General features: G+C 43.9%; 18 protein-coding genes. 11 read left to right on the top strand and 7 right to left on the bottom strand.

The window, feature by feature from the left end; all coding sequences use genetic code 11:
- Positions 1-129: 129 nt before the first annotated feature.
- Positions 130-519: a DUF3301 domain-containing protein gene (locus EKG39_RS09850; protein ID WP_126505574.1), complete on the bottom strand. Its 390-nt coding sequence runs from the start codon at positions 517-519 to the stop codon at positions 130-132.
- Positions 516-1,529: a DUF3549 family protein gene (locus EKG39_RS09845; protein ID WP_126505573.1), complete on the bottom strand. Its 1,014-nt coding sequence runs from the start codon at positions 1,527-1,529 to the stop codon at positions 516-518. Before EKG39_RS09845 ends, EKG39_RS09850 begins: the two co-directional genes overlap by 4 nt.
- A gap of 628 nt (positions 1,530-2,157) precedes the next feature.
- On the opposite strand from EKG39_RS09845, the gene EKG39_RS09840 reads away from it, so the two are divergent.
- A complete protein-coding gene (locus EKG39_RS09840; RefSeq protein ID WP_126505572.1) occupies positions 2,158-2,478 on the top strand; it encodes a YqcC family protein in 321 nt (106 codons plus the stop codon).
- Positions 2,465-3,316: a tRNA pseudouridine(65) synthase TruC gene (truC, locus tag EKG39_RS09835; RefSeq protein WP_185817562.1), complete on the top strand. Its 852-nt coding sequence runs from the start codon at positions 2,465-2,467 to the stop codon at positions 3,314-3,316. The genes EKG39_RS09840 and truC overlap by 14 nt, the downstream gene beginning before the upstream one ends.
- Positions 3,317-3,468: 152 nt before the next feature.
- Here truC and EKG39_RS23370 read toward each other — a convergent pair whose 3' ends face one another.
- Positions 3,469-3,642 (bottom strand): hypothetical protein, encoded by a 174-nt coding sequence (locus tag EKG39_RS23370; RefSeq protein ID WP_185817561.1) that lies wholly within the window; start codon positions 3,640-3,642, stop codon positions 3,469-3,471.
- A 103-nt stretch (positions 3,643-3,745) separates the two neighbouring features.
- On the opposite strand from EKG39_RS23370, the gene EKG39_RS09830 reads away from it, so the two are divergent.
- Genes EKG39_RS09830 through purU form a run of 3 tightly spaced genes read left to right on the top strand, consistent with a single transcriptional unit; the run spans position 3,746 to position 6,511 of the window.
- Entirely contained in the window at positions 3,746-4,210 is a 465-nt protein-coding gene (locus tag EKG39_RS09830; RefSeq protein WP_126505571.1) for a flavodoxin, read from the top strand.
- Positions 4,162-5,631 (top strand): PTS transporter subunit EIIC, encoded by a 1,470-nt coding sequence (locus tag EKG39_RS09825; RefSeq protein ID WP_126505570.1) that lies wholly within the window; start codon positions 4,162-4,164, stop codon positions 5,629-5,631. Before EKG39_RS09830 ends, EKG39_RS09825 begins: the two co-directional genes overlap by 49 nt.
- A gap of 46 nt (positions 5,632-5,677) precedes the next feature.
- Positions 5,678-6,511, top strand: coding sequence for a formyltetrahydrofolate deformylase (gene purU, locus EKG39_RS09820; RefSeq protein ID WP_126505569.1), 834 nt, complete (start codon positions 5,678-5,680; stop codon positions 6,509-6,511).
- Between the two features lie 169 nt (positions 6,512-6,680).
- On the opposite strand, the gene EKG39_RS09815 is transcribed toward purU, so the two are convergent.
- Entirely contained in the window at positions 6,681-7,025 is a 345-nt protein-coding gene (locus EKG39_RS09815) for a DUF3718 domain-containing protein (protein WP_126505568.1), read from the bottom strand.
- Between the two features lie 319 nt (positions 7,026-7,344).
- Between EKG39_RS09815 and EKG39_RS09810 the strand changes: the two genes are divergently transcribed.
- Positions 7,345-9,267, top strand: coding sequence for an HD domain-containing phosphohydrolase (locus tag EKG39_RS09810; protein WP_126505567.1), 1,923 nt, complete (start codon positions 7,345-7,347; stop codon positions 9,265-9,267).
- 51 nt (positions 9,268-9,318) lie between these two features.
- Here the strand turns inward: EKG39_RS09810 and dapD are convergent, their stop codons facing one another.
- From dapD to map, 3 genes are all read right to left on the bottom strand, one after another.
- Complete coding sequence (gene dapD / locus EKG39_RS09805; RefSeq protein WP_126505566.1) at positions 9,319-10,143, bottom strand: 2,3,4,5-tetrahydropyridine-2,6-dicarboxylate N-succinyltransferase; 825 nt, start codon at positions 10,141-10,143, stop codon at positions 9,319-9,321.
- A 188-nt stretch (positions 10,144-10,331) separates the two neighbouring features.
- Positions 10,332-12,911: a bifunctional uridylyltransferase/uridylyl-removing protein GlnD gene (glnD, locus tag EKG39_RS09800; RefSeq protein WP_126505565.1), complete on the bottom strand. Its 2,580-nt coding sequence runs from the start codon at positions 12,909-12,911 to the stop codon at positions 10,332-10,334.
- Positions 12,912-12,987: 76 nt separating this feature from the next.
- Positions 12,988-13,785, bottom strand: a complete 798-nt coding sequence (gene map, locus EKG39_RS09795) for a type I methionyl aminopeptidase (RefSeq protein ID WP_126505564.1) — start codon at positions 13,783-13,785, stop codon at positions 12,988-12,990.
- Between the two features lie 337 nt (positions 13,786-14,122).
- On the opposite strand from map, the gene rpsB reads away from it, so the two are divergent.
- From rpsB to EKG39_RS09770, 5 genes are all read left to right on the top strand, one after another.
- Positions 14,123-14,851 (top strand): 30S ribosomal protein S2, encoded by a 729-nt coding sequence (gene rpsB / locus EKG39_RS09790; protein ID WP_126505563.1) that lies wholly within the window; start codon positions 14,123-14,125, stop codon positions 14,849-14,851.
- 118 nt (positions 14,852-14,969) lie between these two features.
- On the top strand, positions 14,970-15,818 hold the full coding sequence (tsf, locus tag EKG39_RS09785) for a translation elongation factor Ts (protein ID WP_126505562.1): 849 nt from the start codon (positions 14,970-14,972) through the stop codon (positions 15,816-15,818).
- 90 nt (positions 15,819-15,908) lie between these two features.
- Positions 15,909-16,646 carry a UMP kinase gene (gene pyrH / locus EKG39_RS09780; RefSeq protein WP_126505561.1) on the top strand — a complete coding sequence of 246 codons (738 nt, stop codon included), beginning with the start codon at positions 15,909-15,911 and terminating at the stop codon, positions 16,644-16,646.
- Positions 16,647-16,719: 73 nt separating this feature from the next.
- On the top strand, positions 16,720-17,277 hold the full coding sequence (frr, locus tag EKG39_RS09775) for a ribosome recycling factor (protein ID WP_126505560.1): 558 nt from the start codon (positions 16,720-16,722) through the stop codon (positions 17,275-17,277).
- An 80-nt stretch (positions 17,278-17,357) separates the two neighbouring features.
- Positions 17,358-18,152, top strand: a complete 795-nt coding sequence (locus tag EKG39_RS09770; RefSeq protein WP_126505559.1) for an undecaprenyl pyrophosphate synthase — start codon at positions 17,358-17,360, stop codon at positions 18,150-18,152.
- Positions 18,153-18,161 lie beyond the last annotated feature (9 nt).

The following is an 18,161-nucleotide window of genomic DNA, read 5'->3' as shown; positions in this document are numbered from 1 at the left end:
GCAGGGAGCACTATAAATAGCGGGATAGCTTAGCAAAGAGATAAAGGGCGCGACTCCATACGGGGCCGCGCTTTTTCTTTATTAGTACAACGACTACGATTATCTTTCAGAATCTGTAGGCTTACAGCCTTATTTACACTTCCCAGAATTGCAACTACCGCGAGAGCCACAACTACCACCCACTGAGCCGCGAGCTTCCGGTGCCTCTAACCATTCTGGCTCTGGAAATATAGGCCATTGTACTTTCTGAATTTTCTTTCCGTGCATCCAAATATGAGCCCGAAATTGATTTAAACCATCAGTACTAAACTCGAGAATATATTTTGCTTTCCAGGTGAGGCCACTGCTGCCACCTATGCTAGGTCTTGCCGACTCCATTGCAATAGCAAGCAGTTGTACCTTCTGTTTCTGGCATTCTCGCTCAGCAAATATCCGACTAAGTTCAGCCATTTGTCGAAGTTGCCAGAAGAATGCTGCAATAACAACAAGTGCAACAATGAGTAAAAAGTCAGTCATCATGCTTTTGTAACCTTAAATAATCCACCAATGGCAGCAGATAGCTGCGGACTTCTATTCGGGTTGCGAAGCTCGGCAAGCATTTGAGTTCGTAACACAGGGATCACCACAATATCAGCAAATATTTGATTAAAGAAGTGCTGTTCCTGTGCCGCGAGTGCTTCTAAGTAAATAGTGCGAGTTGCATCGTGTTTCAGTGCAGTCCAGTTTCTGGCGGCTATGGTGATTAACGCATCTGCATCGAGCAGGTTACTTTCTGCCAAGTGTAAAATAGCCTCTTGGGCCTGTGACGGATGAGATGCCAGTGCTCTCAGGTAGTAGAGTTTTGCTGTCTTATCTGCAGCGATCAACTTAGCTAGTATGATTTTAGCCAGCTCCTTATCTATCGTTAAATGCTCAAGACACTGACATATTGCGATTTGTACTTCTGTCGAGGCATATTCAAAACAAGCTTGAAGATGTTTAAGGTGATCTAACTCATTGGAACGAACGCAGATGTCCGCAATGCCTTGAAGGCCTATCTCTTGCCAGTTTTCGGCCTTCACCTGTCCGGAAATATATTGATAGGCAAACTCATACTGAGGTGAGGCTTTATCACCAAGCTGTTTACGTACCAGGGCGTTAAAAATGGCCAGCTTTTCTGCCGAAGGTTTAAATGCAAATGGATGGTTAGCCAATTTCTGCTGTTGCTCTTCTGATAGTGTCTGTGCCGGGTCTCGTCCAAGAGCCTCCACAATCATCTTAATAAACTGAGTTCTTGGTGCCGGTGATAGCAAGCCTCGTTCATCTAATGGTAATTTTAAAAACCAGATATAGTGTTGTTGGCTGGCATCCCAAAAAACGATTGCAAATTGTGCATGTCCTTGTAACGGGGATGGATAAGGCGAGTTCAGATTTTCTATTTCGTTAAATGCCATCATATCGATGTGCTGGACTCTTCTTCCCATATCATAGACTTGGAATTGTGTATTAGCTGTTGTCAGGAACTGGCTGAGGGTCGTTATTTCTGTCATTTGGCTGCCGTAACATAGATGTTCTGCTATTTAATGGGGGCTATTATACCCAAGCTACTTCAAGATGCGAGTTTCAGAACTGCCCTGGGATAGCCGGACATGTTTGTGATTTCTATAGCGCTTCTTACCATATCGATAGTTAGGGGCTGTTGACTTTTTATGGTTGTTTTTTACGACGATTTATTGGCCTTTTCTCTTTATCAATAAGAGTTAAGAAGAGCTTGTGTAGTGACTCTCGGTAACTGCTCCTGCGTTACTCTACCTTCAGCAACTGACCTCCATGGAGGGAGGAAATGTCTTATTTTTTATGGAACAAAATAGACCATGCAGTCGCACATCAATAAGCGAAACCCAGTAACTCTTGTTAATGAATATTGGCCAAACAACACTGCCCTATGAGCTCATATCAATGGATTTATTGCTTTGTTGAGAACTTTTCGCTTAAGCCATTAAGTGTCATCGCTCGACGCCTTGCACTAATTCCATTGGGATTGCGCAAAATTCAAGCCCGAAAGATAAACAGACCCTAGAATAAGGGAGATGGTATTATACCTTACTAAGGCCGTCGGGACGCCAAAGGTGTGTTCGATGTTTTACCTTTATTGGTGTTAATTACAAGGTTAGTAAAGTGCTCTATTTAAAGACAACTGAATTGCTCGAAAAGTTAGAGAGTGAACTCAGATTGCAATCACTATGGTCCTCAGTGAAACCTTCACCTGAAGCTATGAGTGATAGCTCGCCCTTTAGCTGTGAAGCTATGCCATTTGAGAATTGGGTTCAGTTTATTTTTATACCTAAGATGAAAGATTTGATAGACAGAGGTCAGGCTTTACCCACTAACATTGCTATAGCACCTATGGCCCATCATGTATGGAGTAGCAAGAAAAACTTACATACTTTGATTTTGATTTTTGACAATTTGGATACATTGCTCAGTGAACAAAGATAACATGCTAGAAGAGACGGTTGAGAAAGATCTACATATAGCTGAGTCTCCGGAAATGGTAGAAGGTGCTGTCGAAGAGTCTGCGCCCGAAATTGAAATTTTGTTTGAAGATGATGATGTGGTGGCTATTCATAAGCCGGCAGGCCTGTTAGTACATCGCTCTTATCTGGCACGTCGTGAGCGCTTTTTTGCGATGCAATTAACCCGCGATAAAGTGGGTTGTCATGTATTTCCTGTACACAGACTCGATCGTCCGACCTCGGGGGTGCTGCTGTTTGCCAAGAGCAGCGAGATGGCGAATAAATTGTGTGAGCAATTTGAAGCTAAAACCGTAGATAAGCATTATTTAGCCATAGTCAGGGGGAATATGCATGATGCCGACACCTTAGATTATGCGCTTAAAGTGGAGCTTGATGATCTAGGTGATAAAGATGTTGATCCAAATAAAGCAGCACAAGATGCGGTAACCAGCTACCAGCCATTACTTAATGCTGAAATCCCTTATCCGTCGGGCCGATATGCAACTAGTCGATTTGCGTTGGTGAAGTTAACTCCGCATACAGGACGAAAACATCAATTACGTCGTCATATGGCTCATTTAAGGCACCCTATTGTCGGCGACACTACCCATGGTGATGGTAAGCAGAATAAATTCTTCAGAGAGCACTTTTCGATGAACAGGCTATGGTTGATCGCCAAACATCTCTGTTTCGATCATCCCAGAAGTGGAGAGCGCATCACTATCGAAACAGAGTTGGAGGAGCAGTGGTTCACCCTGTTTGAGGCGTTTGGATGGGATGATGACAAGTTAGCGACGGATAGATCTTATTTGATCGTGTAAGAATGCGTAAGAAATTTAACGGCTGTATATTATCTTGTGTAGCGAAGATAATGGCCAGATGACGGCTTGCAAAGATTCTTGAGGCGTCAGAGCATCTATAAGAAAATGAGTAGTCTATAATCAATAGGTTACTCTTATCATTTTAATGGCTTTTACTTCTTGTGACTGGTCTCATTGTGTTGTGTGGTTTTATCATCTGAATACATAGATTGTGAAGGGGCATTTAATGTATTGCCGGATTGAGCTGTTCGAAAATAACACATGCGTCTGATATGAGCTGAACGATGAAGCTGTTTCAGGTGCTTTTGGCGTTTAGAATGGCGCATCTTATTGAGTCCTTGAAACTTCAATTGAATCAGTTGGCATGAAGCTGTCAATAAAGTATTGTTTGGATTATAAGTCTAAATTAATCACAGGGCGATCTGAAACATGAGAAAAGTGAATCTGATTTTTGGAACTGTCTATGGCAATGCTCAATTCGTAGCTGAAACTTTATGTAATGAGCTTCAATGCGAAGGTCGAGAGGTAGCATTGTTTCAGCATGATGAATTAGATGGTTTCATTCCCCCACAAGATGAAGTCCTATTGATCGTTTGTTCAACGACTGGGCAGGGAGATGTTCCGGATGACATACTTCCTTGGTTTGAAAATATCAAGAGTACAGCACCTTACCTTCCAGAGCTTAGGTATGGCGTGATCGCCCTTGGCGACTCTAGTTACGAAACTTTTTGTCGGGCTGGGATACAGTTTGATGAGGTGTTTACCGAACTGGGGTCGCAGCGAATTGGTGATATTTTAAAAATAGACGCCTGTGAAACAATGGAACCTGAGGTAGAAGCAAAGGCATGGCTGCAAAGCTGGAAAGAGCTAATCGATATGGAAACCGTTGCTTAAGTTATATTACTCAGCATTGGTTTAAATTTGCGCAAAGACTCAGTCAGGCGTTGTTGATCCCTATTGCCATTTTACCCGCGGCAGGGGTCATGATTGGATTGGCCAGTAACCCCATCCCATATATTCCTGACCAAGTGTCGGTACTAATGTTAACTGTGGGTAACCTCATTTTTACCATGATGCCTATGCTATTTGCCGTCGCTGTATCGATAGGCTTTTGTAAAGATCAGGGCATCGCAGCATTCAGTTCGGTGTTTGGCTTTGGTGTCTACCTCTCAAGTATGGCTGCCTTGGCTGAGGTGTATCAAGTTCCTACTCGTACTCTGTTAGGGGTTGAGACCATTGATACCGGAATTGCCGGAGGAATGCTTGTTGGAGCCGTAACCTGCTTTGCGGTAAATCAGAGTCAGAGGCTGCGACTTCCTGCGGTTTTCTCTTTCTTCGAAGGAAGGAGAAGCGCCCCCCTGTTAATGATCCCTTTCAGCATTATCCTCGCCTACCTGCTTATCCATATCTGGCCGTCGATGTCCTTATGGATTGAGAGGTTTTCCAATTGGGTAGTATATCAAAAGCCTGCTGAAGCCTTTGCTCTGTATGGTGCAGTAGAAAGGCTACTCATCCCACTGGGATTACATCATATCTGGAATGCGCCGTTTTATTTAGAGATGGGGCAGTACGTCAAAGATGGGGAAGTGATAAGAGGTGAAGTGGCTCGCTATCTTGCTGGCGATCCCCTTGCAGGAAATTTGGCTGGTGGTTACCTGATAAAAATGTGGGGATTACCTGCCGCTGCTCTTGCTATCTGGCGCTGTGCCGACAGAGACCAGAGAAACAGAGTCGCTGGCATTATGATATCCGCAGCTTCAGCAAGTTGGCTAACCGGTGTTACCGAGCCTATCGAATTTGCTTTTATGTTTATTGCTCCGTTGTTATTTTTATTACATGCCTTGATGACGGGGATCGCTTACGCGGTATGTATTACGCTTGAAGTCCATCATAGTATTGTATTTTCCCATGGGCTCGTTGATTTTTCTCTGTTGTTTGGCAATGCTAAAAATAGCGAGTGGTTTTTGATCTTGGGGCCACTGACGGCAGTGATTTACTACCTGGTTTTTAGAGGGGCGATTTTACTCTTTAACCTGAAAACACCTGGACGAATGGAGCAAGATAGCGAGCCTCAAGCTGGTTTGCTGACAATTATCAGAGCACTTGGAGGAGCGGACAACATCCTAGATTTAAGTGCATGTTTGACTCGTCTAAGAATCAGCGTAAAGCAACCTATGTTGGTGGATAAAATAAGGTTGAAACAGTTGGGGGCTAAAGGGGTTGTCGTTGTAGGCAATGGTGTACAGGTTGTTTATGGTACTAAGGCTGAAAGTATCCGCCGACTACTGCAAAGGTATATCGATACACGTTCTTAATTATATTTGTAAACATTAATTTTAACTTTGGTTTGGGGGAATGGAGATGGAACGTAAAGTATTGATCACCGACTGCGCGGATGCGCAGGGGTTAATAACGAAAATCACTGGAGTATGTTTTAAGCATGGTTTGAATATCATAAAAAACAGTGAATTTGTCGACAACGCTCAAGGACGCTTTTTTATGCGAACGGAGCTTGAAGGAGACTTCAATGACGAACTCATTCTATCCGATATTGATGAGGTGTTACCTGAGTCCAGTCACGTCAAGCTGGTTAGTACAGCTAAGAAACGAGTTGTTATTTTAGTCACCAAGGAAGCGCACTGTCTCGGCGATATTTTGATGAAAGCCTACTACGGGGGATTGGATATTGAAATTGCAGCGATTGTCAGTAATTACGATATTTTGAAGCCGTTAACGGATAAGTTTGATATTCCCTTTCACCACATTTCACATGAGGGAGTATCGCGCCTCGAGCACGAGCGCATGATGAGTAAAGTGATAGATAACTATCAGCCTGACTACCTTGTTCTAGCAAAATTTATGCGAATTTTAACGCCTGAATTTGTAGAGAAATTCCCCAATCGAATCATCAACATTCATCACTCATTTTTGCCTGCATTCATCGGTGCGGCTCCTTATCGACAGGCATGGGAGAGGGGAGTTAAAATTATCGGTGCAACGGCCCACTTCGTTAACAATTGCTTAGATGAAGGCCCCATTATCAAACAGGATGTCATTCCAGTCGATCATAGTTATAGCGCTGAAGATTTGGCCCGGTGTGGCCGGGATGTTGAAAAAAGCGTACTCAGTAAGGCGTTACAACTGGTACTGCATGAAGAAGTGATCGTGTATGGGAATAAAACTGTCGTTTTTTAAATCAATTATTTGATGTGAATTCCGAGTGGGTCTCAAAGTAACAAATTATGTGCCTGTCGTTATGAACTTTTACACTTTAACTTATAACCTGTAATGAGATTCATGCTGGTTAAAAATAAAAAACAGCCTCGTTTGAGGCTGTTTTATTTTGCAGGCTAATTAATAAGGCTTAGTAGTTCACGACCAATAGCTCGTCTGAATCATAAGTCATAGCCAAATCTTTAATTGTGACTTTACCTTTCATATATGGGGCAATCTTACTGGCGGTTCTATCTGCACCATAACTCAATGCAAATTCATGATAACTTTGCCCATTACAGACTAAGCGAGGGAAGACTCTCTGCTTGTTAATACGATAGCCTTTCATCGTATCGTTGAACTTAAACAGACTGTTGCTGGCTCCTGCTTTACAAACTTGTACCAATGTTTTTTCAATCTGAGGAGACATGGCTGCTGAAGCGTTAAAAGCAAGCGGGGTCAGGATTATGGCTGCGATAGCAATGAACTTTTTCATGGTAGCTCCTAGCGTCTTTTATTCGGGGTGTGTTATTGAGTAAAGACCCTTTTGGGCTGAAATGCTGTAAGCGATTTGTAGCTAAGTGTATCGAGATGTGCAGATGGGATCAGACTGTTTCTGTGAGTAACAAAGTGTGTATTTTGAGTCTGCTGTGCATGTATTTTTACGGCTTTTACTCTAGATACTTTTACTCTAGATATTAGTCGCGATGTTGACTAAATTTAATATATGCCCAATACCCTTGTACTTATTGTAACCTTTCTTTATTTATCTGGATTATCAAATATGTAGGCTGCTTTTGGCAAATGGAGTTGATATGAACAAACAAACAAAAATGGATTTCTTTTTAAAGGCCTCTGAAATCCCCCAAAATATATCGATTGCCTGGGCGATAATTGACAACCAATTTCACCTTAAACGTTTGAGTGAAGCATTTTTTTTACAGGTCAACAAGCCGATATCTTTGATACTTAACCAACCAATTAATAAGTGTTTTTCTTCGATAGACATTTCAACTATTGAACTTCCCTCACATGATTCCATGGTATTGAATTGGGTTGATGATAAAGGTAATGGGGTACAGGGTATGTTCTGCCCCTTGCTTGATTCATCAGATTTATGGTGTTTGCAAATCATCGAATTGAGTCTGGATGAAAAGTGGTTAATGGAGTTACACCCTGATTATCATCATGCCATTCAGTCTAGTGATGAATGGCTGACTCAAATAGAAAAGGTGATTATTTCTAAACCAGAGTCGGTGTTCCAAACTGCAGTGAACCAAGCAATTACTTTAACTGATAGCCAGATTGGGTATCTGCACCTTTACGATGAAAAACGCAGTGAAATATCGCTGACAACTTGGTCCGATTCGGCAGTAGCACAGTGTAAAATACCTAAGGTAAAGCATTTAGGGTTGGATGATGCAGGCTTATGGGCCGACTGTATTCGAACGCGAACGGCTGCAATTCACAATGATTGTGGTAGTGAGCAGATTATTCAGGAGTTTCCTGAAACTCTTTTTGAACTTACACGACATATGAGCGTCCCTATTATTTACCGTAATCGGATTGTAGGAGTGATTGGGGTTGGAAATCGTGAATTGCCATATACTCCTGTCGATGCTAAGTCATTAGCTGTATTTGCATCTATCCTATGGCATAGCGTTGAGCTGCCTCGGTCGATGAAAGTCCTATCGAAGCAATCCCAAGTGATTAGAACACAACGAGAAAAGCTCTCTCATGCTTTAGAGCAACTCATAGGTGCAGTATCTGATGCCGTTGAGTTAAAAGATGCTTATACGGCTGGGCATCAAAAAACAGTGGCGCAACTGGCATACCTCATAGGAGAGCGACTCGGATTGAGTCATGAAAGGTTAGAAGGGTTAAAGTTAGGTGCACTTATTCATGATATTGGTAAGTTGGGGATACCGACGCAGATTTTATCTAAACCTTCGAAATTAACAGACGAAGAATTTGCTCTGGTTAAAATGCACTCTGAGCAAGGGGCGGAGATTATCAGTGAGGTTGAGTTTCCATGGCCTATTATGGAGATGATTTTGCAGCATCATGAACGGCTGAATGGCTCTGGTTACCCTAGAGGATTAAAAAATAATGATATTATCTTAGAAGCTAAAATCATCGGCATCGCTGATGTTGCTGACTCGGTATTGAGCCATAGACCTTACAGGCCATCCTTAGGTATGAAAAAGCTTAAGGAGATTTTAGTCTCAGGTAAAGGGAGCCTTTATGATCCTAAGATTGTCGATATCTGTATCGACATGCTGGCTTCTCATCAGATTGAAAATATCCAATGTGTGTCTCATCTGCCCTTAGAGCCTGTTATATGTATTGAGCCGTATAATACTTTGGCCGAAGTCAGAGAGTTGCTTTGTGACAGTAATGCAAAAGTTGGCATCGTTCGTGATGAGTCTAAGGGCAAAGTCATTGGTATTGTGGACCAGATGATTTTAGATGTTTGGCATAGCCCTTTACTCGATACGGCTTCTGAGCGAACTGTTGACCGTAATATTCAAAACAAAAAGGTACATCAGGTCATGCGGCATAAGGTGCCCTTAGTGGCATCTAATACCATATTGAAAGATGCGAAACACCAGCTCGAAGGTGAGCAGTTGGAGTACTTGGTGGTGGCAGATGGAAATGAACCACTGGGGTGTGTGACGTGGAAAATTATGGCTAATGCACAGTCGTTTGATTTTGACACTGAATTTCAACGTCATTAAAAAAGCCAAGCAATAATTGCTTGGCTTAAGATACAGAACTACATCATCTGCTTAATCGACGATACGCAGAAGTTCGTTGATGCCAACCTTGCCGCGAGTTTTAGCGTCGACTTTCTTGACGATAATGGCGGCATAAAGATTATAGGTGCCGCATTTTGAAGGTAAGGTACCTGAAACGACTACCGAGCCAGCCGGTACTCTTCCGTAATGGATCTCACCTGTTTCGCGGTCATAGATACGGGTACTCTGTCCAAGGTAAACACCCATAGAAATAACGCTACCCTCTTCAACGATCACGCCCTCAACTACTTCAGAACGCGCTCCGATGAAACAGTTATCTTCGATGATAGTTGGACCAGCCTGTAATGGCTCCAACACACCACCAATGCCAACACCGCCAGATAGGTGAACATTCTTACCAATTTGTGCACAAGAACCCACAGTGGCCCAGGTATCGACCATAGTACCTTCGTCAACATAAGCACCAAGGTTCACATATGATGGCATCAGAACCGTGTTTTTGCCGATGAAAGAACCTTTACGTACCGTGGCTGGTGGAACTACCCGGATTGCTTCCTCTTTGAAGCGAGCTTCATCATAATCGGCAAATTTCATGGGAACTTTATCGAAGTATTTCGTTTCGCCACCATCGATAACACCGTTATCGAAGATACGGAAAGAGAGCAGAACGGCTTTCTTTAGCCACTGATGAACATGCCACTGACCATCAATTTTTTCAGCAACTCTAGCTTCACCTTTATCGAGCATGCTAATTGCTTTCTCTACATCAGCACGAACGCCCGGTTCTACTGAGTTAGGGGTTATTTCTGCGCGAGCTTCAAAAGCTGCCTCTATGCGTTGGCGTAAAGCCTCCATTAACGTCTCCCAATTGTGTCATTGATTGAATCTGGTTAAAAATTTATACCAATAGGTATTATATACACAAGCTACCGAAAAGTGCTGCCGAGTTATGAAATATGAAAGAGAGAATTAGAATAACTCACATAGCATTCATCTACGGGCACAGTTTGCTTGAGTCTTGCTCATAGATTAGACATTAAGCGCTAATATTGAGCTGGCTGTGTGAGCGCAGTGATTAAGTTCTGCCTCAACATCTCTTGTTGAGCTTCATTCAGCTGCTCACCCTCGGTATTTTGCAGAATAAAAAAATCTTCTGCTCGTTCACCAATAGTGGTTATTTTCGCTGCCAACAACTTGACTTGGCATCGATAAAGAATATCCCCTACTTTTGCCAGAAGTCCCGGGCTATCGAGTGCAATAAGCTCCATCATGCTGGTGCCATGGCGCCGGGAGGGTAAGAAATTTACCTGGGTTCGCACCCTAAAAGGTTTCATTTTCCGCGACAGCTTCTTAAATTTTGGTAGCTTAGATGTGTCACTGTTTAGCGCTTTAATGAGCGTCTTTTTGAGCCCCTGAATACGGGACACCCGCGATACCGGGCTACCATCCTGCTCTAAAATGACAAAAGAATCTAGCACATATTGATCCTTAGAGGCCATGATCCCGGCGTCGTGAACATCGATGTTTTTGTTGTCCAGCACGGCCATAACGGTCGCGAATAGCTTGGGTTTATCTTTTCCGTAGATGAACAGCTCAGTTCCACCTCTGGTCATGTGCTTAGAGATAAGCACCAGAGGTTCATCTTGCTTATGTTTAAGAATGGCTTCTGCGTGCCAGGCTATCTGATTAGGCTGATGACGCAAAAAATAATCGGCCTTAAATCGCTGCCATAATGCATCCAGGTTCTTCTCTTTCACTCCACGTCTGAGCAGCTCTTTTTTTGCCTTTGCCTGATGCTCCCTGACTCGGGCACGGATATCGACAGGCTTCTCTTTGCCTCGGGCTAACACGCGTTGTGTGGAGAAGTAAAGATCTCGCAGTAGAGAACCTTTCCAACTGTTCCAGGTCTTTTCATTGGTGGCGCAGATATCGGCAACGGTTAAGCAGTAAAGGTAGCTCAGGTGTACCGCATCCCTGACTTTATCGGCAAAGTCGGCGACCACGTCGGGATCGGAGATATCGCGCCTTTGCGCGGTAACGGACATCACCAGGTGATTTTCAACCAACCAGGCAACCATTCGGCCATCGTGATCGTTGAGCCCATGGAGTTTACAGAAATCAAGAGCATCAACAGCTCCCAGTTTACTGTGGTCGCCGCCACGTCCTTTCCCTATGTCGTGAAACAGAGCCGCCAGCACGAGCAGGCCTTTTTTAGGCAATTGATTGATGAGTACCGAGCCTAATGGAAACTCCTCTTTCTGTTCTGTTTGAGCGAAGCTTTCAATATTCTGCAGGAGTCTATGGGTATGCTCATCGACCGTATAAGCGTGAAAAAGATCGAACTGCATCTGCCCCTCGATATCTCGCCAGGCAGGTAGATATAAAGATAAAACACCATGTCGGTGCATTAAAGACAGGGCGGCGATGCCTCTGGGGTGACGCAATATCTCTGAGAAGACGGCTCTGCAAGCAGGAAGGTTCAACAGAGCTTGTGTCTGAGCGCGTCGGGCTTTCCTCAAGCTTCTCAAGGTCGGGGCATAAATCCCCTGAATATTGGAGTTTTTTGCCGCATGGAGAAACAGCGTCATTAATTGGACCGGGTCGTCAAAAAGGTTTTCTGTGATACTTTCTATAAACTTGCCACGAAGTTGAAAGTCGTCATTGATCCCTTTTATTTCCAGCGCTTTAGTATGACCCAGTGTGGCACGTTTAAAAAGTTGGAGTAGCATCTGGTTCAGCTCCATCACACGTCTTACTGTGCGATAGTAGCGTTTCATCATCTGCTCCACTCCAAGCTGTGTCGCATCTTCATAACCCAGTAGATCGGCCACCTGGCGCTGAAGGTCAAACAGTAAACGGTTTTCATCCCGTCCGGAGATTAAATGCAGCGCGAACCTTAATTCCCATAAGAAGGACTGACACTCAAGCAGTTCATCGAGCTCATCGGACTCGAGAAATCCATGTCCAACGAGCGCTTCGATGTTAGCTGCATCAAAGTAGCGCATAGCGACCCAGGAGATGGTATGGATATCTCTTAAGCCGCCAGGGCAGGTTTTAATATTAGGCTCAAGATCGAATGCGCTTGCCTTAGCGTGGCGTGCAATCTGTTCGTCACGTTTGGCAATATAAAAATCACTTGCGGGCCAAAAGTCATCGGCTCTGATACTTAGGTGTAAAGATTGATACAGTGCTTGGGGGCCACAAAGCAGTCTTGCTTCGAGAAGATTCGTGGCTATGGTGATATCGTTTCGCCCTTGCTCAAGGGTTTGCTCTAAGCTGCGAACACTGTGACCGACCTCCAGGCCAGCATCCCATAGAAAAGCGATGTATTGGCTTAACGCCTGTTCGGCACTTGGGGAGAGTTCGCTCTCAATCAGGAAAAGAAGGTCGACATCTGACTGGGGATGCAGCTCGGCGCGGCCATAACCGCCAACGGCGATGAGTGCGATGGGAAATTGATCTAACTGCTGCTCTTGCCAATGCTGCTGTAACAATTCATCGACGAATTGGCATCGTTGTTCGACTAAGTTTTTGATCGACTCCTCGTGACGAAAGCGGGTGAGGAGGTCGTGATTTTGCGAGAGTAGCAGAGCCTTGGCGAGTTGAGCTGGTTCCGTGGTCATCGATTCCCTTGAGCTGGTTAGTTCACTGGCTTAACGTACAAATAGTTAAGCCAGTGCGGATTATAGTTCTAATAAACTAGTGATTAATCACTCTTGGGAAGTCCTCTTCCTCACGCAGTGTGAGTACTTCGACTCCGGTCTTAGTGATTAGCAATGTGTGTTCCCATTGAGCTGATTTTTTACCATCTGAGGTCGTTACTGTCCAGTTATCATCTTTGTCGAGAATACAAGTATGGCGACCGGCGTTGATCATTGGCTCGATAGTGAAACACATGCCTGGGCGTAAAACAGTTTTATCGCTGTTTTTATAATGCATGACCTGAGGCTCTTCGTGGAAACCGGCACCGATACCGTGGCCACAGTAGTCTTTAACTATGCTGTATTTCTCAAGGCCTGTTTTCTTAGTCTTAATAAACTTCTCTACTATGGTACCGATTTCGCCTAGCTTCATACCCGGACGAACTTTACGTATGCTGGCATAAAGGCTCTCTTGGGCGATGCGGCAAAGACGCGTATCTTTAGCGCTGACCTCACCAATCAAAAACATCTTCGAAGTATCACCGTGGTAACCATCCTTGATGACAGTGATATCTATATTAATAATATCGCCATCCTTCAGGGCGCGTGAACTTGGGATCCCATGACAGATCACTTCATTGATCGAAGTACAGATAGACTTCGGAAAGCCGTGATAGTCGAGAGGTGCTGAGATAGCGCCGTGTTCTTCTGTAAATTTTGCGCAGATATCGTTTAATTCATCTGTTGTAACACCTACTTTAACAAAAGGTGCCACCATCTCTAAAACGTCAGCCGCTAATTTGCCGGCTGCACGCATTTTCTCGATCTCTTCTGCACTCTTTATCACTATACTCATTTAACTATCTCTCGTGTGTCTTTTCATGGCTATTTCGGCGAGCATATTTTACAGCAAAAGACAGCAAAAATTTGTGTTTGCTGTCTTAATATGGTATAAAGCGCGCCGTTATGTTTGACTCTAACCGGTCTTTGGCAGATGCGAGATACTCTCTATTCAATAGGATGGAGATTCAAGCAAAATGCTCAAGCGGTTAAAGCTAAGATGGCGGCCATTATACATGGCTATTTATTAAATACTAAATCACACACGTTTCGACACATTCTTCGGGGTGCCTATATAGGTCGAAGATATGGGAAGCGTGGAGGTCTAACCCCTAACAATTTAAGGTAATAAAATGACTACAGTTTCAATGCGCGACATGCTACAAGCCGGTGTTCACTTCGGTCACCAGACTCGTTACTGGAACCCAAAGATGAAGCCTTTCATCTTCGGTGCTCGTAATGGTGTTCACATCATCAACCTAGAGCACACTGTGCCTATGTTCAATGAAGCACTTGCTTTCATCAGCAATGTTGCATCAAAGAAAGGTAAAGTTCTTTTCGTTGGTACTAAGCGTGCTGCAAGCGAAGCTATCAAAGAATCTGCTATCTCTTGTGAGCAGTTCTACGTCGATCACCGCTGGTTAGGCGGCATGTTGACTAACTGGAAAACAGTTCGTCAATCAATCAAGCGTCTTAAAGACCTTGAGAGCCAGTCTGTAGACGGTACTTTCGACAAGCTTACTAAGAAAGAGGCGCTAATGCGTACTCGCGAGCTTGAGAAATTAGAAAAATCTCTTGGTGGTATCAAGAACATGGGCGGCCTACCTGACGTTATCTTCGTTATCGGTGCTGACCATGAGCATATCGCTATTAAAGAAGCTAACAACTTAGGTATTCCAGTTGTAGCTGTTGTTGATACTAACTCTTCACCAGATGGTATCAACTACATCGTTCCTGGTAACGATGACGCAATGCGTTCTATCCGTTTGTACACTGAATCTGTTGCTGCCGCTGCTAAAGCTGGCCGTGGTCAAGATCTAGCTGTACAGGCTGAGCAAGACGGTTTCGTCGAAGCTGAATAATAAGGCTGATGATTTTCATCTCCCTTATTAACCAAGATACTTGATTGGTGAACAGGGGCCCTAAGGCCCCTGTTTTTTATCTAATGAATTTGTAGAATTATCTGTAGAGGATTTAACAATGGCAATTACTGCTGCCCAAGTTAAAGAACTTCGTGACCGCACTGGCGCTGGCATGATGGACTGTAAAAAAGCACTGACTGAAACTGCTGGTGACATCGAGCTTGCGATTGATAACATGCGTAAGAGCGGTGCCGCGAAGGCTGCTAAAAAAGCAGGTAACATCGCTGCTGAAGGTACAATCCTTATTAAGAATGGCGAAGGTTTCGCTGCACTTTTAGAAGTTAACTGTCAAACTGACTTCGTTGCAAAAGACGCTAACTTCCTAGCATTTGCTAACGCTGTTCTGGATGTTGCTTCTGCTTCTAAAGTAACTATCGAAGATCTGAAAGCACAGTTCGAAGAAACACGTGTTGCACTAGTTGCTAAGATCGGTGAAAACATCAACGTACGTCGCGTTGAGTACATTGATGGTGCAAACCTTTCTTCTTACCGTCACGGTGAGCGTATCGGTGTTGTTGTTGCCGGTGAAGCTGATGAAGAGACACTAAAGCACATCGCAATGCACGTTGCTGCTTCTAAGCCTGAGTTCGTTAATCCTGAAGACGTTCCTGCTGATCTTGTTGAAAAAGAGAAAGCTCTTCAGATCGAAATCGCTATGAACGAAGGCAAGCCTGCTGAGATCGCTGAGAAGATGGTTATCGGTCGTATGAAGAAGTTTACCGGTGAGATCTCTCTGACTGGCCAAGCTTACATCATGGAACCTAAGAAAACTGTTGGTGCAATTCTTAAAGAGAAAGGCGCTACAGTAACAAACTTCGTTCGTTTAGAAGTTGGCGAAGGTATCGCGAAGAAAGAAGAAGATTTTGCTGCTGAAGTAGCTGCACAAATCGCTGCTACTAAGGCTTAATCTCCTTTTGTAAGCACTCCTAAGACCGCGGCCCTTGCTGCGGTCTTATTGTATTATTTTACCTATCGGCAAAAAATCAGGACTATAAAAATGAGCACAAATCCTAAACCTGCATTTCGACGTATTCTTCTAAAATTAAGTGGCGAAGCCTTGATGGGCGAAGAAGGCTTTGGTATCGATCCTAAAGTATTAGATCGTATGGCTCAGGAGATAAAAGAACTGGTTGAGCTCGGCATTCAGGTAGGTGTTGTTATCGGTGGTGGAAACCTATTTCGTGGTGAAGGACTGGCACAAGCCGGCATGAACCGCGTTGTTGGTGACCATATGGGTATGCTTGCAACTGTGATGAATGGCTTAGCAATGCGTGATGCTTTGCACCGTGCTTATGTCAATGCAAGACTGATGTCTGCCATTCCCTTGAAGGGCGTGTGTGACGATTATAACTGGGCTGAAGCGATTAGCTTGTTAAAATCAGGACGTGTGGTTATTTTTGCTGCGGGAACGGGTAATCCTTTCTGCACCACAGATTCTGCCGCGTGTCTGCGTGGTATCGAAATTGAAGCTGAAGTCGTATTGAAAGGCACTAAAGTCGATGGTGTTTATTCAGATGACCCGGTTAAGAACCCAGATGCAGTAAAATATGATGAAATGGGTTACGATGAAGTTCTCGACAAAGAATTAAAAGTGATGGACCTGGCAGCATTTACTATGGCCAGAGATCACAATATGCCATTATTGGTATTTAATATGAATAAACCTGGTGCCCTTCGTCGTGTAATAATGGGTGAGCAGGAAGGTACAATGATCAAGGCTCAATCAGCCGAGTGATAATGGCTCCTGTAGCTGAAGCTGAGTGGTCAAAAAAGAATAAGCAATTAGTGAATCAGAAAGGATATTTATCGTGATAAACGAAATCAAACAAGATGCTCAAGCACGTATGGCCAAGTGTGTTGAATCCACTAAGACTCAAATGGCAAAGGTTCGTACTGGCCGTGCACACCCAAGCCTATTAGATACAATTAAAGTTTCTTATTACGGTTCAATGACGCCCCTTAAGCAAGTCGGCAATGTATCGATTGAAGATTCACGAACTCTTGCTGTCAATGTTTTCGATCGTACTATGATCCAAGCCGTTGAAAAGGCAATTATGAGTTCAGATCTTGGACTTAACCCTATGTCTGCCGGCGCGACTATCCGTATTCCGTTGCCGGCATTAACGGAAGAGCGTCGTAAAGATTTGATTAAAGTCGTTCGTGCCGAAGCCGAAAATGGTCGAATTGCAGTGCGTAACGTTCGTCGTGATGCTAACTCAGACGTTAAATCTCTTGAAAAAGAAAAAGAGTGTACTGAAGACGACGTTCGTCGTACTGAAGATGAAGTCCAGAAATTTACCGATGCTCACATCAAACTTATCGATGAAATATTGACTGCAAAAGAAGCAGAGTTGATGGAAGTCTAATCTAGGACTAAGAAACTAGAGTTCAGACGCCGTGTAGAGGTATACTACACGGCGTTTGTCTATTTTAAGGGTTGTAATAGATGTCAATCGACTCCCAATCCAGTTCAGAGTTTACTCCTGAGGAGGTCGCTGAACTTGTTAAGCTGTCAATTCCCAAGCACGTAGCCATAATTATGGATGGAAACGGACGTTGGGCACAGGCACAAGGGAAACCTAGAGTGATGGGGCACCGAGCCGGTGTAAAGGCGGTGCGTCGTGTGGTAAGCACTGCCAGAGAGATGGGTATCGGGTCACTGACACTGTTTGCCTTCTCGAGCGAAAACTGGCGTAGACCCGATAAAGAGGTCACGCTGTTGATGGAACTGTTTTTTACTGTTCTACAGCGCGAGATTAAGTTACTGCATAAAAATGGTGTCCGACTCAATATCATAGGAGATATTAGTCGTTTTCCTGAGCGTTTACAGAAACAGATCGCATCGGCTGAGGCAAAAACTGCTGAAAACTCTGATTTGATTCTTAACGTTGCGGCTAACTATGGAGGCCGTTGGGATATCATGCAGGCCGCGACAGCTTTGGCTAAAAAGGTCGAATCTGGTGAAATGACCAGCAGTCAGTTCACCGAAGAGGCGCTAAATGAACATTTATGCATGCAAAATCAGCCTGAAGTTGATTTAATGATCCGAACTGGCGGTGATTACCGTATCAGTAATTTCATTTTATGGCAGGCTGCCTATGCCGAGTTGGTGTTTACCCATACTTTATGGCCAGACTTTGATGAAAATGCATTCAGGCAGACGGTAGCCACTTTTGCATCTCGTCAGCGTCGTTTTGGCTTAACGGGATGCCAGATCGAATCTATGCAGGCTCAGAAATAAATTTAGAGG

Origin of the sequence: Shewanella atlantica (assembly GCF_003966265.1) — a bacterium.
GTDB classification, from domain to species: domain Bacteria; phylum Pseudomonadota; class Gammaproteobacteria; order Enterobacterales; family Shewanellaceae; genus Shewanella; species Shewanella atlantica.
Note: the sequence above shows the minus strand (reverse complement) of the source record. Positions and strands in the feature narration are given on the sequence as shown.